Source organism: Serratia sp. 121840015-1 (genome assembly GCF_053627655.1).
On the sequence record NZ_JBSEYF010000001.1, the window covers coordinates 163,297 to 184,197 of the forward strand.

At 55.8% G+C, this 20,901-nt stretch carries 18 protein-coding genes and 2 pseudogenes; 12 read left to right on the plus strand and 8 right to left on the minus strand.

The genetic code is table 11. From position 1 onward, the window contains the following. Positions 1–21 precede the first annotated feature (21 nt). The 6 genes and pseudogenes from ACUXAC_RS00745 (at position 22) to ACUXAC_RS00770 (ending at position 8,964) form a co-directional block, all read left to right on the plus strand. Complete coding sequence (locus ACUXAC_RS00745; RefSeq protein ID WP_387444850.1) at positions 22–5,889, plus strand: DUF637 domain-containing protein; 5,868 nt, start codon at positions 22–24, stop codon at positions 5,887–5,889. Beyond that, entirely contained in the window at positions 5,889–6,269 is a 381-nt protein-coding gene (locus ACUXAC_RS00750) for a hypothetical protein (RefSeq protein WP_049288535.1), read from the plus strand. The genes ACUXAC_RS00745 and ACUXAC_RS00750 overlap by 1 nt, the downstream gene beginning before the upstream one ends. Before the next feature lie 168 nt (positions 6,270–6,437). Further along, positions 6,438–7,913, plus strand: a pseudogene (locus tag ACUXAC_RS00755) (DUF637 domain-containing protein); the annotation flags it as partial. Between the two features lie 2 nt (positions 7,914–7,915). Further along, positions 7,916–8,290, plus strand: coding sequence for an Imm2 family immunity protein (gene imm2 / locus ACUXAC_RS00760; protein ID WP_060441163.1), 375 nt, complete (start codon positions 7,916–7,918; stop codon positions 8,288–8,290). A 179-nt stretch (positions 8,291–8,469) separates the two neighbouring features. After that, positions 8,470–8,571: pseudogene (locus ACUXAC_RS00765) on the plus strand (DUF637 domain-containing protein); the annotation flags it as partial. Between the two features lie 33 nt (positions 8,572–8,604). After that, a complete protein-coding gene (locus tag ACUXAC_RS00770; protein ID WP_060441187.1) occupies positions 8,605–8,964 on the plus strand; it encodes a DUF596 domain-containing protein in 360 nt (119 codons plus the stop codon). Between the two features lie 209 nt (positions 8,965–9,173). On the opposite strand, the gene ACUXAC_RS00775 is transcribed toward ACUXAC_RS00770, so the two are convergent. From ACUXAC_RS00775 to purM, 4 genes are all read right to left on the minus strand, one after another. Then, the gene (locus tag ACUXAC_RS00775) at positions 9,174–9,389 is read right to left on the minus strand and encodes a hypothetical protein (protein ID WP_197848200.1); all 216 of its coding nucleotides are present in this window, start codon (positions 9,387–9,389) and stop codon (positions 9,174–9,176) included. Positions 9,390–9,592: 203 nt separating this feature from the next. Next, positions 9,593–10,144 carry a spermidine N1-acetyltransferase gene (gene speG, locus ACUXAC_RS00780; protein WP_004941631.1) on the minus strand — a complete coding sequence of 184 codons (552 nt, stop codon included), beginning with the start codon at positions 10,142–10,144 and terminating at the stop codon, positions 9,593–9,595. Positions 10,145–10,257: 113 nt separating this feature from the next. Then, the gene (gene purN, locus ACUXAC_RS00785; RefSeq protein WP_387444857.1) at positions 10,258–10,896 is read right to left on the minus strand and encodes a phosphoribosylglycinamide formyltransferase; all 639 of its coding nucleotides are present in this window, start codon (positions 10,894–10,896) and stop codon (positions 10,258–10,260) included. Continuing rightward, complete coding sequence (gene purM, locus ACUXAC_RS00790) at positions 10,896–11,933, minus strand: phosphoribosylformylglycinamidine cyclo-ligase (RefSeq protein ID WP_387444860.1); 1,038 nt, start codon at positions 11,931–11,933, stop codon at positions 10,896–10,898. Before purM ends, purN begins: the two co-directional genes overlap by 1 nt. Positions 11,934–12,188: 255 nt before the next feature. Between purM and upp the strand changes: the two genes are divergently transcribed. The 3 genes from upp (at position 12,189) to ACUXAC_RS00805 (ending at position 14,941) form a co-directional block, all read left to right on the plus strand. Continuing rightward, positions 12,189–12,815 (plus strand): uracil phosphoribosyltransferase, encoded by a 627-nt coding sequence (gene upp, locus ACUXAC_RS00795; RefSeq protein ID WP_038873707.1) that lies wholly within the window; start codon positions 12,189–12,191, stop codon positions 12,813–12,815. 76 nt (positions 12,816–12,891) lie between these two features. Next, positions 12,892–14,181, plus strand: a complete 1,290-nt coding sequence (uraA, locus tag ACUXAC_RS00800; protein ID WP_021504398.1) for a uracil permease — start codon at positions 12,892–12,894, stop codon at positions 14,179–14,181. A 106-nt stretch (positions 14,182–14,287) separates the two neighbouring features. Beyond that, positions 14,288–14,941, plus strand: coding sequence for a DUF421 domain-containing protein (locus ACUXAC_RS00805; RefSeq protein WP_060424830.1), 654 nt, complete (start codon positions 14,288–14,290; stop codon positions 14,939–14,941). A gap of 31 nt (positions 14,942–14,972) precedes the next feature. Here ACUXAC_RS00805 and ACUXAC_RS00810 read toward each other — a convergent pair whose 3' ends face one another. Beyond that, positions 14,973–15,221, minus strand: a complete 249-nt coding sequence (locus ACUXAC_RS00810) for a GlsB/YeaQ/YmgE family stress response membrane protein (RefSeq protein ID WP_016926728.1) — start codon at positions 15,219–15,221, stop codon at positions 14,973–14,975. Between the two features lie 32 nt (positions 15,222–15,253). Continuing rightward, complete coding sequence (locus ACUXAC_RS00815; RefSeq protein ID WP_019452428.1) at positions 15,254–15,769, minus strand: hypothetical protein; 516 nt, start codon at positions 15,767–15,769, stop codon at positions 15,254–15,256. Between the two features lie 272 nt (positions 15,770–16,041). Here ACUXAC_RS00815 and hda point away from each other — a divergent pair, with 272 nt between their 5' ends. Next, on the plus strand, positions 16,042–16,743 hold the full coding sequence (gene hda / locus ACUXAC_RS00820; protein WP_048325292.1) for a DnaA inactivator Hda: 702 nt from the start codon (positions 16,042–16,044) through the stop codon (positions 16,741–16,743). Between the two features lie 48 nt (positions 16,744–16,791). Here hda and arsC read toward each other — a convergent pair whose 3' ends face one another. Beyond that, positions 16,792–17,145: an arsenate reductase (glutaredoxin) gene (gene arsC, locus ACUXAC_RS00825; protein ID WP_087762663.1), complete on the minus strand. Its 354-nt coding sequence runs from the start codon at positions 17,143–17,145 to the stop codon at positions 16,792–16,794. A gap of 20 nt (positions 17,146–17,165) precedes the next feature. After that, the gene (gene bepA, locus ACUXAC_RS00830) at positions 17,166–18,635 is read right to left on the minus strand and encodes a beta-barrel assembly-enhancing protease (RefSeq protein WP_038873698.1); all 1,470 of its coding nucleotides are present in this window, start codon (positions 18,633–18,635) and stop codon (positions 17,166–17,168) included. Between the two features lie 340 nt (positions 18,636–18,975). Here bepA and ACUXAC_RS00835 point away from each other — a divergent pair, with 340 nt between their 5' ends. Both ACUXAC_RS00835 and ACUXAC_RS00840 read left to right on the plus strand, forming a co-directional pair. Further along, positions 18,976–19,515: an RrF2 family transcriptional regulator gene (locus ACUXAC_RS00835; protein ID WP_038873797.1), complete on the plus strand. Its 540-nt coding sequence runs from the start codon at positions 18,976–18,978 to the stop codon at positions 19,513–19,515. 160 nt (positions 19,516–19,675) lie between these two features. Beyond that, complete coding sequence (locus ACUXAC_RS00840; protein WP_060441166.1) at positions 19,676–20,884, plus strand: NAD(P)/FAD-dependent oxidoreductase; 1,209 nt, start codon at positions 19,676–19,678, stop codon at positions 20,882–20,884. Positions 20,885–20,901 lie beyond the last annotated feature (17 nt).

The window sequence follows — 20,901 nt, forward strand, 5'->3', positions numbered from 1 at the left end:
CATCCTTTCGAAGGAATGAATATGGATAAGCTCAACCCTCCGTTGGCGCGGGGCGCCAGCTATTTGCTGATCTACCTGACGGCTTTCCAGCCGTTGCACCCGGCGTTTGCCGCCGGCATTACCGCTGCCAACGGCAATACGCAGGTGGTTATCAAGCCGGGCGACGTGCCGGTGGTGAATATCGCCACGCCGAACGGTGCGGGCATCTCGCACAACACCTATAAAGATTTCAACGTTGGGCCACAGGGCGCCGTATTGAATAACGCCACGCACGGCGGCAAAACGCAGCTGGGCGTGGAAATCTACAGCGCGCAGGGCAACACCTACCTGAAGGGAAAGCCGGCGGAGTTGATCATCAACGAGGTGATCGGCGGCAGTCGTTCCGAGCTTCAGGGCAAACTCGAGGTATTCGGCAACAAGGCCAACGTGATGATCGCCAACCCGAATGGCATCACCTGCGACGGCTGCGGCTTTATCAACGCGCCGGGCGTGACGTTAACCACCGGCAAACCGCAGTTCGACAAGCAGGGCGCGCTGGAAGCGCTGGAGGTGAAAAAAGGCGGCGTCACCATCGGCGGCAAAGGGCTGGACGGCAGCGGCGCCGACTATGTCGATATCATCAGCCGCGCCACCGAGCTGAACGGCAAAATCAATGCGCAAAATCTGTCGCTGACCCAGGGCGCCAACCGCATTAGCTTCAAGGACGGCAGCATCAAACCGATCGCCGGTGAAGGCGCTAAGCCCCAACTGGCGGTGGATACCAAAGCGCTGGGCGGCATGTACGCCAACAAAATTCGCCTGGTGGCCAACGAGGATGGGGTGGGGGTGAACCTGAAAGACCTCACCAGCAAACAGCGGGATATTACGCTGAGCGTTAACGGGAAGATTGAGTTGGGCAACACAAACGCCGCGACAGACTTGAACGCCAGCGCCAGAGAAATTCATATCTCATCAGGCGTTAAAGTGCGTGGGGAGCGTGACGTGACGATGGCTGCCGATACGCTCAATAACAACGGCAATGTTACGGCGCATCGCGATATGCGGGTGTTTGCCGATACGGTGCGCAACGTGGAAATACGTGATGGCGACAACACCGCATTGCATAGCAACAATAATCTCTGGATCCAGAAAGATGCTCAGGGGAATAAATCCAAACAGATAGAAAATCGCTCCGCGCGCATTCAGACCAACAGTGGCGATTTGGTTATTCGTACCAACAAGCTTGATAACGTGCGGCAACGGTTTGCCATTTCCTCGAACAACGCACCGAAAGACAACAAGGATATTGACCGCTGGCTGGCTGACGGCGTTTATCAGGACCAATTCGATTACCGATTCTTTGATTATTTGGCTGAATTCGAAGACAAAAACTTCACCTGGTTGGGACACGTCGATTTCAAAAAAACGCCCTGGGTTAACAGTGAACGTGCGCGTTTTACCGTAGTGACCGACAGCCGTCCCGCAGAAATCATTTCAGGGAAGAATGCCTACATTAATGCGTCGGAGCTTTGGAACCACGTCAGCACAATAAAAGCGACTAACGATCTGATTTTAACTGGTAATAATCTGGGGGTGCGCAGTGAAATGACGGGGGACATGAACGACTATGCACTTTTCGAACCGAAGGTGCCGAATCCTAACGTTGTTCTGGGACATAAATGGCAGGATCAGAAATCGTCGATCCCGGAATATGTCATTTATGTCAGAAAAGGTGGGCAAAAGAGCTGGTCGGCTTCTGGCTATCCGGCCTCCGCCATGTTGGCGGGCGGCAATTTGGTCGCGGATTTTAAAAATCAGATAGAAATTAAAACTTCGTCGCCGGCGGGAAATCCGCTTGGTGAAGTGGTAGCTTCGGGACGGCCTCATTCACTGGAAGCTAACAATATTGTGCTGCATGCGGGACGCGTTATCAGTACCGATAAAATAAACGCGCGTAACGACCTGACTGTGGTTGCCGACGATCTGTTTTACACCGACGCAGCTGAGCTGACTGCGGGCAAGAATCTGAACGTTGCAGCAGTGAATGAGTTGGATGCCCGTCAAAGCTATCTGAAAGGACATAATGTCACTTTGACCAGCCGCAACGGCAACGTCAAAGTGCACACTGTACCTAGCCCGCGCTATTTCGGCGTCGATGGTGCCCGCTGGCTGAGCCAATTGAATGCTGCCGGGGACTTAACCTTAAATGCCGGGCAAGGCATTTATCTACGTAACACGCACTTCGCGCCGCAAAGCCAAAATATTGCCATGACGGCGAACGGCACTGTTTCGATTGTCAGAAATGATGAGGCGTTGAATAACGATCGTTTAGCGCAGAATTTATCTCCTGAACAACGACAAACGCAGTTCAACCAACTGCTAAATGCCGGACAGCTGAACGCCAGTGGTTCAGTGCTGCTCAACAGCGGCGGTTATCTGGCGCTGCGCGGGACGCACATTAAAGCAGGCAAAGATGTCACGCTGTTGGCCGGCCATAATGCCGATCTGAACTATCGCGAATTGGGGGGGCAATTTAGTCGCTTTTTCCCCTCTTCTCGCACGCCTGAGCTGGGTAGCCGGGTGCACGCCGGCGGCAATTTGTTGATCAACTCGGCCCGTGACATCGGCACCCAGGGCGGCGCGCTTTCCGCTAACGGCAATATCACGTTGTTGGCAGGACAAAATATGTGGTTATCGAATGTCGGCTATTCCGCCATTGATGCCGCCAACGACAACAACAAAGACGAGCGCCATGTGGTCACCGCCCTCAGCGCCGGGAAAAACCTGACCGCATCGGCGAACAACCAACTGCTGACTTACGGCGCCAGGCTGACTTCCGGCGCCAACATGACGCTGACCTCCGGCGGAGATATGCGCTTCGAGGCGGTGCAAAACCACACGTATCGCGAGGGCGGCAACGAGTTCACCGAAACCCGTGCCCAGCAAGGTACTGAGCTGAATGTCGGCGGCCTGATGACGGTGATTTCCGGCGGCAGCATTCTGTTCCAGGCGACCAAGCTGGTGGTTAAAGGATTAGGGGCGAACTGGAAATCACCGGTGGCGGTGACGGATTGGGGAAGTCGGATTGCGGCGGCGGAGCAGGCGGTGAATGCAGCGCAGCAACGTATCAACGATGCGGACAGTCGCAAAAGCCAGGCTCAAGGCCAACTTGCCATACTGCAAAATGCTTACAACGCGGCTGTAGCCGAAAGAGCTGAAGCCCAACGGCGATGGGATAACCCACCCAAGTTCCCATGTTGCGGATATACCGACGAACAGCACAATATTGAGTCGGAGATAGCGGCAAGATTGGTGAACGCAAAGCACGCAGTGCAACAGGCCAAGATTGCACTGGACTCGGCCAACAACACTATTAACCAGGCTGGCTCGCAGACAGTGCAGGCAACGCGCGAACGGGATGAGTCGCAGCAACGTCTCGTCGCCCTGCGCCAGGAAGCCCAAAGCAAAGGCATTGACGAAGCCAAACAAAAGGCCCAGGTCGACGCCCATAATCAGGCCGAAGCCATGCGTGTCGGCAATATGGATATTGCCGCCAAGGGTGGCTATCTCTACGCCCAGGCGATGGAGGAGTCCAGCCACTACGAGAAAAAGGAAACCAAGCGCAAATGGTGGGGCAAGAAAACCGAGGTTAAGCAGACCCGCCATGACGTGACCAACAAGGTTACCGAGTTTACCGCCGCCGGCAATATCACGCTGATGAGCCGCGACGACAGCACCTATGAAGCCAGCAAAATCGCCGCCGGGCAAAACGCGCGCCTGACCAGCTCCCGTGGCCAGGTTAACTTCCGCGCGGTGAAAAACACCTCTTTCGAACAGACCGTCAGCAATTCGAAAGGCTTCTTTATCAAGCAGGCCAATAAAGGGTACGAAGACAATAAGTGGGTGCTGCCGAGCATCCATACCGGTGGCGCCTTGACCGTAGAGGCCGCCAAGGGTGTTAGCGCCGATGTGAAGGTGAAAAACGGCCAGGCGCTGCAAAGCGCCATCGACGCCCTGGGCAATACGCCGGGCACCACCTGGGTCAAAGATCTGAACAAGCGCAACGACGTGCAGTGGAGCAAGGTCAAAGACGCTTACGACAGCTGGGATTACAAGAGCCAGCACCTGAACCCGGCCGTCGCTGCAGTCATAGCCATCGCGGCGGCGGCGGTGACCGCTGGCAGTTCACTGGCGGCCACGGCGGCCTCCAGCGTTTCCGGCGCCGTGGGCGGCGGGGCGGTAACCAGTGGCGCGGTCACGGCCGGGATGTCTTCTCTGGCCTCCCAGGCGGCGGTCGCGCTGGTGGAGAACCAGGGCAACCTGTCAAAAACCCTGCAGGCGCTGGGCAGCAATGAAAACGTCAAGGCGACGGCCACGGCGATGGCGATCGGCGGTGCGCTCAACGGCTTCGACAGCGCGATGGGTTGGAGCAAGGATGCGGCGGGCAAACCGCTTAACCCGAACAACGTCAAACTGCCGCAGCTGAGCAACGGCGACTGGAGCAAAGTGGCGCAGCGGGTGGCCGGGCAATCGGTCATCAGCTCCAGCCTGAATACCGCCATCAATGGCGGCAGCTTCAAGGACAACCTGACCAATGCGCTGCTGGCGAACATCGGCAGCCAGGTGCAGGCCGAGGGCGCCAACCTGATTGGGGATAACGGTCAGGTTCTTGATATACCGGGCCGGGCCGTAAGCCATGCCGTTCTGGCGGGCATCAGCGCGGAAATCGGCAAGGGGAATGCCAAAGGCGCGGCGGCAGGGGCGCTGGCGGCGGAGCTGGCCGGGGTGATCATCAATGATAATCTGGTCAGAAGTGAAGGCTGGCAAGAGCGTCAGGCTCAAATCAGCCGCGTAGCGGGCGCCTTTGCAGGGGCCATCGTAACCGCCAAAGCCGCAGGTGCCACCAGCGGTGCAAATGCGGGTGAGTTTGTCGAGCGTTTCAATCGACAGCTGCACCAGGAAGAACTCAACGCCATTAAAGCGCTGGCTAAGGGCGACAAGGAAAAAGAAGCGCGTCTGATGGCCGCATCCTGCCGAAAAGTCGCCTGCACCACGCAGGAAGCGCTAAACTCAGATGAGCGCAAGCAGTTTGAAGCCCTGATGAATAAGTATCCGTCAACGCGGGATGAAGACGGCCTCATTGCCAACTACTGGGTACAAAAAGAGCGCCAGCGTTTCGGCAACTATCCGGCGTTTGCCGGTTATGACAGCGAAAAGTTATTCACGTATGATTTGGGCGACCAGATAACCGACGGCCAGCTGTTTGCTCGCAACCAGCAGATAGAACAAATCAGCAAGTTGACCGGTTGGTCGCCGGACTGGGTGAATGCCTCGGTGATGGCGGTTTCTATCGCCAGTACGTTTGCCGGTATGGGTAAAGCGAACGTCGGCAACCAGTATCTGTCATCCAAACTGGTAGGGCCAACCAGTGCCTGGAAAGGGTATCTGGTCAATGAGAAGACGGTTCAGCAGGCAGCAACGTTCAGGCAGCAGGTATTGGATGCCAGGGCACCGTTCTCACAAAAGATCAGGAAAGGTGGGAATGCCGCCGTAGCGCAAATTGATATCCCCGGTATGCCAAAGACACTTGCGGCGCACAGTGGGATCGATAAAGCAGAGAATAGTTTTATAGGAAAAGGTAGCGGCAATTTTAAATTTAAAACCATCAATAGCGGGGATGGTAAACCAATACCAAGAAATACAGACTCGGAATACAAAATTCTGGACAACCTGGCTGATAAGTTGGGTGGCAATGTGTCTATCAAAGGTAAAGTCACTATTTTCACTGAACGTGCTGCCTGTGAGAGCTGCTTGGGTGTTGTGGACCAATTTCAGAAAAAATACCCAGGGATTAAAGTGGATGTCCTTGATAATAACGATGTAATGCTAATTCCTAGGAGGTTGAAATAATGGATGATGAGCGTATGACTTACGGTGAAATAAGAGAAATGGTACTGGGGTGTTTCTATGATTGCTGTAGAAACATTCTTGACATTAACCAAAAAACGGGTGAAAAATCATCTTATGATGGTTTAGAAATTGGGTATGCAGCCTATCAATATGAAAATACTCCTTTTTCGCCAATAGAAAAGTTAATGTTCAAGGTTTTTCTCCTAATTTTAATGGCCGGAAGAGAACCGGGAGAGGTGGAAAATAACATTCGGAGTGTTATTAAACAGATTATAAATGAATATCCTCTGGGTGTTTTGACTGAAGATATCTCTGAAAAAGAAAAAAGCGATTTGCTTTATGATATGGAGTTGCTTGGATTGCTTGATAAGCCCGAGTAACCTTCCAGCTCCTAACAGTTTGAGACTAAGCACGTTTTTCTCATGCGGGGGGCTAGCCAAGGTAAAAAGTACCACTATAGATCAAGATTGACGGAAATCTAACGCCCATACGAACGGCTCTTCGGAGCCGTTTTCTCTTGATGTTGTATTCCATATAAACGCCGATAGGACGCGGCGGGCAAACCGCTCAATCCAAGCAACGTCAAACTGCCGCAGCTGAGCAACGGCGACTGGAGCAAGGTGGCGCAGCGGGTGGCCGGGCAATCGGTCATCAGCTCCAGCCTGAATACCGCCATCAACGGCGGCAGCTTCAAGGACAACCTGACCAATGCGCTGCTGGCGAATATCGGCAGCCAGGTTCAGGCCGAGGGCGCCAACCTGATTGGGGATAACGGTCAGGTTCTCGATATACCGGGCCGGGCCGTAAGCCATGCCGTTCTGGCGGGCGTGGCCGCAGAAATCGGCAAGGGTAATGCCAAAGGCGCGGCGGCCGGGGCGCTGGCGGCGGAGCTGGCCGGGGTGATCATCAATGATAATTTGGTCAGAAGTGAAGGTTGGCAGGAGCGTCAGGCTCAAATCAGCCGCGTAGCGGGCGCCTTTGCAGGGGCCATCGTAACCGCCAAAGCCGCAGGCGCCACCAGCGGTGCAAATGCGGGTGAGTTTGTCGAGCGTTTCAATCGGCAACTGCACCAGGAAGAACTCAACGCGATTAAAGAGTTGGCTAAGGGCGACAAGGAAAAAGAAGCGCGTCTGATGGCGGCTTCATGCCGAAAAGTAGCTTGCACCACGCAAGAGGCGTTGAACTCAGACGAACGCAAGCAGTTTGAAGCCCTGATGAATAAGTACCCGTCAACGCGGGATGAAGACGGCCTCATTGCCAACTACTGGGTACAAAAAGAGCGTCAGCGCTTCGGCAACTATCCGGCGTTTGCCGGCTATGACAGCGAAAAGTTATTCACGTATGATTTGGGCGATCAGATAACCGACGGCCAGCTGTTTGCACGCAACCAGCAGATAGAACAAATCAGCAAGTTGACCGGTTGGTCGCCGGACTGGGTGAATGCCTCGGTGATGGCGGTCTCTATTGCCAGCACATTTGCCGGTATGGGTAAAGCGAACGTCGGCAACCAATACCTGTCATCCAAACTGGTAGGGCCAACCAGCGCCTGGAAAGGGTATCTGGTCAATGAGAAGACGGTTCAGCAGGCTGCTGCATTCAAAAACCAGGTTACAGAACTGAGGGCTGGTCTACCATCAGACTGGAAACGTGGTGGCAACGTTGCCGTGGCCAATATTGATATATCTGGAATGCCAAAGACACTTGCGGGTCACAATCTCATAAATGTTGAAGGGAAAGGTTTTGTTGGAAAGGGAAAAGAAAATTTCAAATATGAGACTTTGCTTACTGATGATGGTAGACCAGTACCAAGACGTATAGACTCTGAATATAAAATATTGGATAACTTAGCTGATAAATTAGGAAGTAATTATTCTGCTAAAGGTTCTGTTACTATTTTTACAGAAAAACCTGCCTGCGACAGTTGCTTGGGCGTTGTTAAACAATTCGAGAGTAGGTACCCTGGGGTGAAAATTAACGTTTTGGACAATAACGGAGTGCGTTTGATTCCGGGAAGAGGTAAATAACAATGAGTGTGATGAATTATGATGAGATAAGAAATAGCTTTGCCCATTCAAGTTACGTTTATTGCAGGGAGATAATTGACCTATTGAAAGATGGGGATAACCATGGGGTTTGTGATACATCTGATCAGGCGTTTGCGTATGAGTCATTAGAAGGTTCGTTTGAAGAACCTATAGAATGCCTCATGCTTGAGCTAGTGACGCTCATCTTTATGGCTGGTCGATGTAGTGATAAAACAGTAAAGTTCCACACAGATATCATATTAAAAATTTTATCCGAAAATGATTTATTCGAAATGCTTAAGGATGTAACTGAAGATGACAAAAACGAAATTTTAAACGATCTTCGATTGCTTGGCTTGATCGATAAGCCTGAATAAAAGGATGCTCGTGTGGATTGATGTGTTTTGTCTATCGTCTGGATCCATGACAGCGACTATGAAGATTGGATCTAACCCGCACACAGAAATGGCTCTTCGGAGCCGTTTTCTCTTGATGTTGTATCCCATATAAACGCCGATAGGACGCGGCGGGCAAACCGCTTAACCCGAACAACGTCAAACTGCCGCAGCTGAGCAACGGTGACTGGAGCACGGTGGCGCAGCGGGTGGCCGGGAAATCGGTCATCAGCTCCAGCCTGAATACCGCCATTAATGGCGGTAAAAAATTAAATCAAATTTCGATGAGGGCTACCATGTTGTATAGCGATGAACAATACAAACTGTTTAGAGAAGAGTTGGATGGTGCTTCCATTGGAACCGTATGGTCAGCTATGAGAGCTGATAATTTTGATAGAAACACATTGTCCTACGAAGAAAAGAAAAACTATTTTTTCGACTTAATTCATCACCTTATGGCTGAAGGGAGAGTAAGGTTAGGTAAGCATGGCCAATTCCTTGAGGGAGACATTGAAGAACAGGTAACACATTACAAAGCTGTATTCCCTAAGACAGAAGAGGAATGGAAAAAAAATGAAGACATTTGGTTCTATGAAGAGGAATGCCCTGGTGGTCTTGTCTGGATTCATGAAGACGGCTATCAAGATTGGACGTAGTTACTGATACTATCTGTAGTATGATAAGCTGTTAACAGATTATAAAAAGCCCGCAAAAGCGGGTTTTTTATTACGCAGCAATCAAAAAATAACACATTGATTTTTTCAAATCATTCAGTTTGCAATACATACACATTGCAGAAATATTCGCTTTGATAATGAATATGGCGCATATATTGCTCTGTAATATCTACGATGAAATTTGATTTTTAACGTCCCCGCCCCGAAATTCGCAGCACTACCCCCACCAGCAGCAACGCAGCCCCCGAGGCATAGAGCGGGAACCAGCGCGTCCACCAGAGCGGGGAAAATAGCGGGGTGCTATTGGGATCTGCAGGCGCGTAGCCGCTATAGGTATTCAGACCGGCGGCGATGGCGAGCATCGCCAGGCCGATAAAAAGCAGCAGGTTTGAGACGGTTGTCATGGCATTTTTCCTTTGTAGAGGCAGAGGGTAACTCTTACTATCACTATTAATTATTGTTCGATTAATTATCTCGGATGAATATTATTTATTTTCGCATTCATCAGGCTATTTCCTGACGATAAAATAACATCCATTAATACTAGTCGCTTATTTTCCAATAAAAAACCCGCTTTCGCGGGTTTTCACTTTTTTCTCGCGAATTGTCACTTCACCAGCGGCTTATCATTGGGCGTTTTGAACTTCGCCAGATATTGCGGCTGGAAGATGCACATGCGCAGCACGGTGCGGTATTCGCCGTTGACGAAGAACTCGTCGATCAGCTCGCCTTCCACGTTGAATCCCAGCTTGCTGTAGATGTGGATCGCCTTCGGGTTCTCCTTGTCGACGATCAGGTACAGCTTGTACAGGTTCAGCACCGAGAAGCCATAGTCCATTGCCAGACGGGCGGCGGTGCTGGCGTAGCCTTTGCCCTGGTGGGCGGGATCGATGATGATCTGGAACTCTGCGCGGCGGTGGATGTGATCGATCTCCACCAGCTCCACCAGGCCGACCTTGGCGCCTTCGTGCTCGATGATAAAGCGGCGCTCGCTCTGATCGTGGATGTGTTTATCGTAGAGATCGGAAAGCTCGACAAAGGCTTCGTAGGGTTCTTCAAACCAATAGCGCATAACGCTGGCGTTGTTGTCCATCTGGTGGACGAACGACAGATCGTCCCGTTCCAATGGGCGTAACCTGACGCTGGCAGTGCTGGACATGTGGGCTCCTCTGTGCCGTGAAATTGTGCAAAGTATAACTTCACAGAATGGATGAAGGCGAAAAAAAACGGCGCCGCATGGGCACCGTTTAGGCAAGGTTCAGGCTGCGCGCATCAGTCGGCGGCGTGACCCTGCTCAGGCAGGCGTTCGCCGTCCAGCCAGGCGGCGCCATCGCGCATCGCCAGGCGGCCGTCGACGAACCAGCTCACCACCAGCGGATAGATCGTGTGTTCCTGGGTTTGCACCCGTTCAACCACGTCATCCTCTTCGTCGTCAGCGAAAATCGGCACCTTGGCCTGCAAAATCACCGGGCCGCCGTCGAGCTGTTCGGTCACGAAGTGCACCGAGGTGCCGTGTTCGCTGTCGCCGTTGTCGATGGCCTGACGGTGGGTATGCAGCCCCGGGTATTTCGGCAGCAGGGAAGGGTGGATGTTCAGCATGCGGCCGGCATAGCGCTGCACGAACTGCGGGCTGAGGATGCGCATATAGCCGGCCAGCACCACCAGATCGGGCTGATGCTGGTCGATGGCGTCCGCCAGCGCGGCGTCGAACGCTATGCGATCGGCGTAAGCCTTGGCATCCAGCGCCTGGGCGGCGATGCCCGCCGCTTCGGCGCGTTGCAGGCCATAAGCCTGCGCCTTGTTGCTGAACACCGCCACGATCTCGGCGGCGATGCGGCCCTGCTGGCAGGCGTCAATCAGCGCCTGGAGATTGCTCCCCTGGCCGGAGACCAACACCACGATCTTTTTCATCAGTTGATGACCACTTGTTGTTCGGCGGAAGAGGCGGTCAGTTTACCGATTTTCCACGCTTTTTCACCTGCCGCGGTCAGCAGCGCGATGGCCGCTTCCACTTCGGCTTCCGGCAGGGCGATAACCATGCCTACGCCGCAGTTGAAGGTGCGGTACATTTCATGACGGCTGACGTTGCCGGCCTGCTGCAGCCAGGTGAACACCGCCGGCCATTGCCAACTGGCTTCGTCGATCATCGCCTGCATGCCTTCCGGCAGCACGCGCGGAATGTTTTCCCAGAAGCCGCCGCCGGTGAGGTGAGCGATGGCGTGGACGTCCGCCTTCTCGATCAGCTCCAGCACGGACTTCACGTAAATCTTGGTCGGCGCCAGCAGGTGGTCGGCCAGCGGCTTGCCTTCCAGCTGGGTGGCGGTCGGATCGGTGTTGCTCACTTCCAGGATTTTGCGCACCAGCGAGTAGCCGTTGGAGTGCGGGCCGGAAGCGCCCAGGGCGATCAGCGCGTCGCCGGGCTGCACTTTGCTGCCGTCGATGATCTCGGATTTTTCGACCACACCGACGCAGAAACCGGCCACGTCGTAATCTTCGCCGTGGTACATGCCCGGCATTTCAGCGGTTTCGCCGCCCACCAGCGCACAGCCGGACTGTTTGCAGCCTTCGGCGATGCCGGTGATCACGCTGGCCGCGGTGTCTACGTCCAGCTTGCCGGTGGCGTAATAGTCGAGGAAGAACAGCGGCTCGGCGCCCTGAACCACCAGATCGTTGACGCACATCGCCACCAGATCGATGCCGATGGTGTCGTGGCGTTTCAGATCCATCGCCAGACGCAGCTTGGTGCCCACGCCGTCGGTACCGGAAACCAGCACCGGCTCGCGGTATTTCTGCGGCAACGCACACAGGGCGCCAAACCCGCCCAGACCGCCCATCACTTCCGGGCGGCGGGTCTGTTTAACTACACCTTTGATGCGATCTACCAATGCGTTGCCTGCATCGATATCGACACCTGCGTCTTTATAGCTGAGAGAGGTTTTGTCGGTCACTGCGCGATTCCCCACGACGATTTGCGGTTTGAAAACTGTGCTTCCGATGTTGATTCCGGAATAAGGCGCGGCAATTCTAACAGCGCAGGCAAACGTTTGCGAGCGGCTTGTGAACCGGCTCCGCTTTTTCGTCATCTATACTGATATTCAAACTTTTGTTGATCCCGATCGGGCTATTGTGGGTGGCGCGGCGAAAAAAAGGAGGTATAATCCCGCGATTTTTTTGGCCGCAACCACCTTAATAGGAGAAAAATGATGAAGATCGTTGAGGTGAAACACCCGCTGGTAAAACACAAGCTTGGCCTGATGCGCGAAAATGACATCAGCACCAAACGCTTCCGTGAGCTGGCCTCAGAAGTGGGTAGTTTACTGACCTATGAAGCGACCGCCGATCTGGAGACGGAAAAAGTCACCATCGAAGGCTGGTGCGGGCCAGTTGAAGTGGAACAGATCAAAGGGAAAAAGATTACCGTGGTGCCGATCCTGCGTGCAGGCCTGGGCATGATGGAAGGGGTGCTGGAGCACGTGCCGAGCGCGCGCATCAGCGTGGTGGGCGTTTACCGCGACGAAGAAACCCTGGAGCCGGTGCCGTACTTCCAGAAGCTGGTTTCCAACATCGAAGAACGCATGGCGCTGGTCGTCGACCCGATGCTGGCCACCGGCGGTTCGATGATCGCCACTATCGATCTGCTGAAGAAAGCCGGCTGCCACAGCATCAAGGTGCTGGTCCTGGTGGCGGCGCCGGAAGGCATCGCCGCGCTGGAGAAAGCGCACCCGGACGTTGAGCTGTACACCGCCTCCATCGATCAGTGCCTGAACGACAAGGGCTACATCGTGCCTGGCCTGGGCGATGCGGGCGACAAGATATTTGGTACCAAGTAAACATTTGAGCCGACTTAACGAGTCGGCTTTTTTTTGACTAAAACCTATAAAACCAATAAACCGAGGAAAAGCACACATGACCCGTCGCGCCATCGGCGTCAGCGAGCGCCCGCCGCTGCTCCAGACCATTCCGCTCAGCTTCCAGCACCTGTTCGCCATGTTCGGCGCCACCGTGCTGGTGCCTATCCTGTTCAAGATCAACCCGGCGACCGTGCTGCTGTTCAACGGCATCGGCACGCTGTTGTATCTGTTCATCTGTAAAGGCAAGATCCCGGCCTACCTCGGTTCCAGCTTCGCGTTTATCTCGCCGGTGCTGCTGCTGTTGCCGCTCGGTTATGAAGTGGCGTTGGGCGGTTTCATCATGTGCGGCGTGCTGTTCTGCCTGGTGGCGCTGATCGTGAAAAAGGCCGGCACCGGCTGGCTGGACGTGATGTTCCCGCCGGCGGCGATGGGGGCGATCGTCGCCGTCATCGGGCTGGAGCTGGCGGGCGTGGCGGCCAACATGGCGGGGCTGCTGCCGGCGGAAGGTACCAGCGCCGACTCGACCACCATCACCATTTCGCTGGTGACGCTGGCGGTCACGGTGCTCGGCTCGGTGCTGTTCCGCGGCTTCCTGGCAATTATCCCGATCCTGATCGGCGTGCTGGTGGGCTATGCGCTGTCGTTCTTCATGGGCGTGGTGGATTTGACCCCGATCCGCGAGGCGCACTGGTTCGCGCTGCCGACCTTCTACACCCCGCGCTTTGAGTGGTTCGCCATCTTCACCATTCTGCCGGCGGCGCTGGTGGTGATCGCCGAGCACGTCGGCCACCTGGTGGTGACCGCCAACATCGTGAAAAAAGACCTGATCCGCGATCCGGGGCTGCACCGTTCGATGTTCGCCAACGGTATCTCGACGGTGTTCTCCGGCTTCTTCGGTTCCACGCCGAACACCACCTACGGCGAGAACATCGGCGTGATGGCCATCACCAAGGTCTACAGCACCTGGGTGATCGGTGGCGCGGCGGTGCTGGCTATCCTGCTGTCCTGCATCGGCAAGCTGGCGGCGGCGATCCAGGCGGTGCCGGTGCCGGTGATGGGCGGCGTTTCGCTGCTGCTGTACGGCGTGATCGGCGCCTCGGGCATTCGCGTGCTGATCGAGTCCAAAGTGGATTACAACAAGGCGCAAAACCTGATTCTGACCTCGGTGATCCTGATCATCGGCGTGAGCGGCGCCAAGGTGCATATCGGCGCGGCGGAGCTGAAAGGCATGGCGCTGGCGACCATCGTCGGCATTGGCCTGAGCCTGTTGTTCAAGGTCATCAGCCTGTTCCGCAAGGAAGAAGAGGTGCTCGACGCGCCGGATGAACCGGCGGAGCAGAAGTAACGAAAAGGGCAGCCCAGGGGCTGCCCTTTTTATTCGTGTTTCTGCATTATATCCGTTGGGATAAAGTAGCTGATAGCATTAACAACATCGGTTAAGGAAAGAGGGTATGGAGTACTACGGCTATATTTTGCTCAAATTTGTGATTGGCTTTGTCATAGTTATCACCCACCTGAACCTGTCGGGAAAGACCCAGCTATCGCAGATGACCCCAGTAGATTTTATCGGAAACTTTGTGCTCGGGGGCATTATTGGGGGCGTTATCTATAGCGACAGCATCCCTTTGTACCAGTATGTCGTTGTATTACTTATCGGAGTAGGACTAATTTCTCTGTTGAATGCAATCAGTAAACATTGCAACTTCTTTCGTTCGGTCACTATAGGCAACCCGATACCAATTATAAAAAACGGCCGCTTTTTGATGGAAAATATTTTAGCCAAGAAAAATAAAATCGACATCTTGAACGTTTCCTCACAGCTGCATGCGCAGGGGATTCACGCCTTTCAGGAGATTGTCTATGCGCAAATTGAGCCGGGCGGTCAGATAACTGCGGTATGCGAGGGAAATGAACTGCCTTCAGTTATCATTATGAAAAATGGCAGGGCCAGGCCTTATGAGCTGCAGGAGATTAGTAAAGATGAGGAGTGGTTGAACCAAACTATCCGTGAACATGGCATAGAGCCGAAAGATATTTTTATTGCTGAGTTTTGGGACGGTAGGACAGCATTCATTCTTAATGACGGACGTATAGTTAAAGAGTGAAAAAGGGGAGCCTCAGCTCCCCAATGTCATATTAGCTGCGAATTTTGCGGTACACGAACAGCACCACGATGGCGCCGATAACCGCTACCACGAAGCTGCCGAAGTTGAAGCCGTCAACCTTGCCGTAGCCGAAGAAGGTGCTGATATAGCCGCCGACTACGGCGCCGATGATCCCCAGCACAACGGTCAGGATAAAGCCGCCGCCGTCTTTGCCGGGCATGATCCACTTAGCCAAAATACCGGCGATCAGGCCGAAGATAATCCAGGAAATAATCCCCATTTACTGCTCCTCTCTTGGTGGCTGAGTATGGCTTACTGCTGGGTGGCCGGCTGCGTATTGCCGTTCACCGCCGCATCGGTCTCTTGTTTCAACTCTTGCGCTTTGTTTTCGGCGCTGTTCTTGATGGCTTCGGTCTTCGCCTTGGCCTGCTCGGTCAGATCGTTAGCGCCGTTGATGGCGTCGTTTTTGATGGCCTTGGCCTGATCCACCAGCTGCTGGCTTTGTTTGCCGGCGTCATCCTTGATCGCGGCGGCCTTGGCCTTGGCGTCGTTGGTGATGGCGTCGGCCTGCTTGGCGGCTTCATCTTTAATTGCCGAGGCTTTGTCCTTCAGCTGGTCTGCCTGCGTGGCGGCCTCTTTTTTGATTTCATCCGCCGTCGCTTTCGCTTTGTCCGTCAGATCGTCCGCTTTTTTCTGGGCGGCGTCTTTCATTTGCTCGGCGCTGTCTTTGGCTTTATCCAGGTTGGCGTCAACCTTGGAAGAGTCATCACAGCCGGCAACCAACAACCCGATAAAGGAGGCTAACAGCACTTTATTCCATACTTTCATCGTCTATATCCTTGCAGAAACCTTGTTGATGGTGATTGCGTTTTGCCTACCTATACTAGGTCAGGTTTTACTTAAATTACAAATTTAACCTGCGTAGGCATGAGGTTAGGGTTTGATATCAGACTATTCTTGCCGATGAGGGAGCCGCAATCGATTAAACGGCGCTAAGGCATTGCTCACTATTGCGGCATAAGATCCTGCCGGTTCAACAGCGCCCGTTTTCTGTGTTAAACTGCCCGCGTTTTTCTGCCAGTTTTGGTTGAGGTGCTTCTCTGAATACGCCGGCACAGCTTTCACTGCCACTTTATCTTCCCGATGATGAAACTTTCGCCAGTTTTTATCCGGGCGAGAACCCATCCCTATTAGCCGCGATCCAATCCGCCGTCCGTCAGGAACATGGCAGCTATATCTATTTTTGGTCGCGTGAAGGCGGCGGGCGCAGCCATCTGCTGCATGCGGCCTGCGCCGAGCTTTCGCAGCAGGGGGAAGCGGTGGGCTATGTGCCGCTCGACAAACGCGCTTACTTCGTGCCCGAAGTGTTGGACGGCATGGAGCAGCTGGCGCTGGTTTGCATCGACAATATCGAATGCATCGCCGGCGACGAAGAGTGGGAGATGGCGATCTTCAACCTCTACAACCGCATCCTGGAAACCGGCCGCACTCGCTTGTTTATCACCGGAGATCGTCCGCCGCGCCAGCTGAACCTGCGTTTACCGGATCTGGCTTCGCGCCTGGACTGGGGGCAGATCTACAAGTTGCAGCCGCTGTCGGACGAAGAAAAACTGCTGGCGCTGCAGCTGCGTGGCAAACTGCGCGGCTTTGAGCTGCCGGAAGACGTGGGCCGCTTCCTGTTGAAACGGCTGGATCGCGAGATGCGCACGCTGTTTATGACCCTCGATCAGCTCGATCGTGCCTCGATCACCGCCCAGCGCAAGCTGACCATCCCGTTCGTTAAAGAGATCCTGGGGTTGTAGCGGCTACCGAAAAAGAACGGGCGCGACAGGCCGCGCCCGAATTCGAATTTATAAAATCTCCAGCACCTGCTCCGGCGGCCGGCCGATACGCGCCTTGCTGCCTTTCACCACGATCGGGCGTTCGATCAGTTTCGGGTACGCCGTCATCGCCGCCAGCAGCTGTTCTTCGCTCAGACTGTCGTCCGCCAGCTTCAATTCTTTGTACAGATCTTCTTTTTTGCGCATCAGATCGCGCGCGGATGTGAAGCCTAATTCTTTCAACAGCTTTTTCAGCTCATCGGCCGACGGGGGCGTTTCAAGATACAGCACCACCTTGGGATCGACACCGTGCTGCTCCAGCAGCGCCAGGGTTTCACGGCTCTTGGAGCAGCGCGGGTTGTGGTAAATCGTGACGTTTTTCATGGCGTTCATTCCTTGTTGAATCAGCTGCGTTGGTATTGGCGGAAGCGCTGTTGCAGTTGGCGCAGCTGGTCGATGCGCGCATCGTAGCGCGCCTGTTTCAGGCTGCCGAGTTTCTGCAGCGAGCTGGCATTGCTGAGCAGGCCGATGGCCTGATCGAGCCGGCCGGTCAGCGCCAGGCTTTCGGCGCGGGCCGACAGCTCTTCATCGCGCAGCCCCTGGGCGGCGCTGGCCTGCGCCAGCAGATCCCAGCCGTTCGGATCGTCCGGATGGGCAAAGGTATAGCGGTTCAGGATCTTCGAGGCCTGCGCCGGCTGGTTGCCTTCGACATAGGCATTGGCCAGGTTGAGCTGCAGCACCGGGTTGTTGTTCTGGGCGGCGTTGGCCGCCTGCAGGCGGGCGATGGCCTGTGGCGCGCGTTTCTGGCCGAGATCGATGTCGGTCATCAGGTCGATCAGCCAGACGTTTTTCGCATCCTGCGCCAGCATTGGTTGAATGATGTTGCGTGCGTCGTCGTATTTTTTCGCTTCATAGAACAGGATGGCGCGGCCGTATTTGGCGGCCGCCTGTTCGCGCACGTTGCCCTTGCTGAGTGAGCCGAGCAGCTCTTCGTTCAGGCCATAGCCTTCCGAGCTGTACATGCCCAGTGCGCGCACCTTGGCCATCAGGTAGTCCTGCGAAGACTGCACGATGTGTTTCGGCATCTGGTTGGCGCGGTTGCGCGCGTCGGAAAGGCGGCTGTCCGGCAAGGGGTGCGTCAGCAGCATTTCCGGCGGCTTGGAGGCATAGCGCGACTGATCCGAGAGTTTTTGCAGGAAGTCGGGCATCGCTTCGGGATCGAAACCGGCGCGCTGCAGCACCTGAATGCCGATGCGGTCGGCTTCCTGTTCGTTCGACTGGGTAAAACTGATCATGCCCTGCTGGGTGCCGGCCAGGGTACCGCTCAGCGCCGCCATGCCCATGGTCGGGTTGGCCATCGCCAGCAGGATGGAGCCGAGTGCGCCCACCCAGGTCAGCGGGGCGTTGCGCTGCTGGTCTTCCATTGCGCGCGCCAGGTGGCGCTGGGTGACGTGCGAGATTTCGTGCGCCAGCACCGAAGCCAGTTGGCTTTCGTTGTCGCTGACGCGAAACAGCGCGGAATGCAGCACCACGTTGCCGCCGAAGAAGGCGAAGGCGTTGATCTCGTCGTTGCGCACCAGATAGAAATGGAACGGCGTGCGCACCGAATAAGCGCTGGCCACCAGCCGGTTGCCCAGCTGGTTGATGTACTGGCTCAGCAGCGGATCGTTGATCAGCGGGGCGCTGGCGCGCAGTTGGCGCACGTAGAAATCGCCCATCGCCAGCTCTTGTCCGATGCTCAGGGTGCCGCCGGCGGAGGTGCCCATATCCGGCAACTGGTCTTGGCTTTCCGCCTGTGCTGGCGCCAGGGCGGTGGCGTTCAGCGTGCCGAGCAGCAGCACCGCTAACGCGGTTTTGGTCAACCGGTTGGTCATAGTCAGGCGTTTCCCTTAAATAATCATTTCTAAGACGTCAGCAGCAGACAAGAGTTCTTTATTCCCACGGCGCAATCCGCGCGAAAGTGCGGCGGCTCACAAACCGCGGCGGCGGCACCCATCACATCATAGTCAGCCGCAGGCGACAAGGAAACGTTAGCCGGGCGCGAATCGGGCAAAAAAGTTTTATTTTTCATTTTGAAGGGCGCTTTCTGCGTCGCCGGCGGCGTGCATTGTCAATAAAACGCAGACAAGGTTGATCCGTGTTTTATTGACAAGATAAACGCAGACTCATATAGTCTGCGTTATTGAAGGTTCATTGACGGTCGAAAACGGACATATGGCGTACATCACAACCAGCGTTGAATATGGCATCCACTGCCTGCTGTGGCTGGTCGGCGATAACCAGCGCGCGCTCAGCAGCCGCGAACTCGCCGAGCTGCAGGGCATCTCCCCCAGCTTTCTGGCCAAGATTTTCCCCAAGCTGGAAAAGGCGGGGATCGTCGTCGCCAGCGAAGGGGTGCGCGGCGGCTACCGGCTGGCGCGCCCAGCGGATGAGATCAGTTTTCTGGCGATCATCGACGCCATCGAAGGGCACAAGCCGCTGTTCGATTGCCAGGAGGTGCGCGGGCGCTGCGCGGTGTTCGATGATTCCCCGCCGGATTGGGCGGTCTCCGGAAAATGTGCCATCCACGCGGTGATGCTGCAGGCGGAGAAGGCGATGCGCGATGCGCTGGCGGCGCAGACCCTCGGCGCCGTCGCGGCCCGCTTTGGCCGCAAGGCGCCGCAGGGCTTCTTTGGTGAGGTCAACCTCTGGCTCGATGAGCGCATGACGGAACGCACCGCGCGCAGCGGCAAAACGGCGCGGGCCAAAACCTAACCACCGCCTTTCCTTAAAGCCAAACACACTTTTTCCCGCCTCTTCGGAAGGGGCGGGCGGGCCTTCTGCACCCTGCTACGGGAGCGGAACGGCATCGTTCATCCGAAAAAACTGCGGGCAGCCTTATCGCCCGGTTAACCCTGTATGAAGGAGTCATCCCATGACGCAGAAAATAGTGATTGCCGGTTCCGGTTTTGCCGGTTTTTGGGCCGCCGTGTCCGCCATGCGCGCCATTACCCTCGCCGGTAAGCATGACGATATCGAGGTGCTCATGGTTTCGCCGACGCCAACGGTCACCATCCGGCCGCGCCTGTATGAAGCGGTGTTGGAAAACATGAATCCGGACATTTCCGCGCAGCTCGCCGCCGTCGGCGTGCACCACCTGGCCGGGGCGGTAGAGCGCATCGATGCCGCCGCCAAGACGCTCACGGTGGCGCAGGCGACGGGGGGATCCCTTGAGCTGGCCTACGACCGCCTGGTGTGGGCCACCGGCAGTCGGCTCTCCGTGCCTGCGGTGCCGGGCTTTGCCGAATACGGTTTCAACGTCGATACGCTGGAAAGCGCGCAGCGTTTGGATGCCCATATCAAAGCGCTGGCGGCCAAACCCTCGACGCCGGCGCGCAACACCGCCGTGGTGGTGGGCGCGGGGCTGACCGGGCTGGAGAGCGCGGCGGAGATGCCGCAGCGGCTGCGGGATGCGCTGGGCAAAGACGAGAACGTGCGTGTGGTGATCGTCGATAGCGCCCCGGAAGTGGGCGCCGGAATGGGCGCGGAGCCGGGGGCGGTGATTCGCCAGGCGCTGGCGGAGTGCGGCGTGGAAGCGCGAGCCGGCCTGCGCGTCTCGGCTATCGACGCTGAGGGGGTGATGCTGTCGAACGGTGAGCGTATCGCCGCCAACACGGTGATCCTGGCAGCGGGCGTGCGGGCGCATCCGCTGACCGAGCAGATCCCCGGCGAGCGCGACGGCAGCGGTCGGGTGATCGGCGACGCCTTCCTGCGCGCGCCGGCGGCGGCGGGCATTTTCGTGACCGGCGATACGGTGAAGGCGGCGACTGACGATCTCGGCAATCACAACCTGATGACCTGCCAGCATGCGATGAGCCTTGGCCGCGTGGCCGGCCACAATGCGGCGGCGGAGCTGGCGGGGTTGCCGACACACCCGTACAGCCAGCCGAAGTATGTGACCTGCCTGGACCTGGGGCCCTGGGGCGCGCTGTATACCGAAGGCTGGGAGCGCCAGGTGCGCTTTACCCGTCAGGAAGGCAAAAAGATTAAGCAGGAGATCAATACGCAGTGGATTTATCCACCGGCGGCGGATCGCGAGGCGCTGTTTGCCGTCGCCAATCCGGATTTCGTGATTGTGCCTTAAGGAAGTCAAAACGGGAG

What these genes read in the sequence shown, in the direction of transcription:
- upp (WP_038873707.1), top strand. Translation starts at nt 12,189, where the DNA reads ATGAAGATCGTTGAGGTGAAACACCCGCTGGTAAAACACAAGCTTGGC.
- ACUXAC_RS00770 (WP_060441187.1), top strand. Translation starts at nt 8,605, where the DNA reads ATGTTGTATAGCGATGAACAATACAAACTGTTTAGAGAAGAGTTGGAT.
- purN (WP_387444857.1), bottom strand. Translation starts at nt 10,896, where the DNA reads ATGAAAAAGATCGTGGTGTTGGTCTCCGGCCAGGGGAGCAATCTCCAG.
- imm2 (WP_060441163.1), top strand. Translation starts at nt 7,916, where the DNA reads ATGAGTGTGATGAATTATGATGAGATAAGAAATAGCTTTGCCCATTCA.
- ACUXAC_RS00745 (WP_387444850.1), top strand. Translation starts at nt 22, where the DNA reads ATGGATAAGCTCAACCCTCCGTTGGCGCGGGGCGCCAGCTATTTGCTG.
- arsC (WP_087762663.1), bottom strand. Translation starts at nt 17,145, where the DNA reads ATGAAAAACGTCACGATTTACCACAACCCGCGCTGCTCCAAGAGCCGT.
- ACUXAC_RS00835 (WP_038873797.1), top strand. Translation starts at nt 18,976, where the DNA reads ATGGCGTACATCACAACCAGCGTTGAATATGGCATCCACTGCCTGCTG.
- ACUXAC_RS00815 (WP_019452428.1), bottom strand. Translation starts at nt 15,769, where the DNA reads ATGAAAGTATGGAATAAAGTGCTGTTAGCCTCCTTTATCGGGTTGTTG.
- ACUXAC_RS00840 (WP_060441166.1), top strand. Translation starts at nt 19,676, where the DNA reads ATGACGCAGAAAATAGTGATTGCCGGTTCCGGTTTTGCCGGTTTTTGG.
- ACUXAC_RS00810 (WP_016926728.1), bottom strand. Translation starts at nt 15,221, where the DNA reads ATGGGGATTATTTCCTGGATTATCTTCGGCCTGATCGCCGGTATTTTG.
- bepA (WP_038873698.1), bottom strand. Translation starts at nt 18,635, where the DNA reads ATGACCAACCGGTTGACCAAAACCGCGTTAGCGGTGCTGCTGCTCGGC.
- ACUXAC_RS00750 (WP_049288535.1), top strand. Translation starts at nt 5,889, where the DNA reads ATGGATGATGAGCGTATGACTTACGGTGAAATAAGAGAAATGGTACTG.
- ACUXAC_RS00805 (WP_060424830.1), top strand. Translation starts at nt 14,288, where the DNA reads ATGGAGTACTACGGCTATATTTTGCTCAAATTTGTGATTGGCTTTGTC.
- uraA (WP_021504398.1), top strand. Translation starts at nt 12,892, where the DNA reads ATGACCCGTCGCGCCATCGGCGTCAGCGAGCGCCCGCCGCTGCTCCAG.
- speG (WP_004941631.1), bottom strand. Translation starts at nt 10,144, where the DNA reads ATGTCCAGCACTGCCAGCGTCAGGTTACGCCCATTGGAACGGGACGAT.
- ACUXAC_RS00775 (WP_197848200.1), bottom strand. Translation starts at nt 9,389, where the DNA reads ATGACAACCGTCTCAAACCTGCTGCTTTTTATCGGCCTGGCGATGCTC.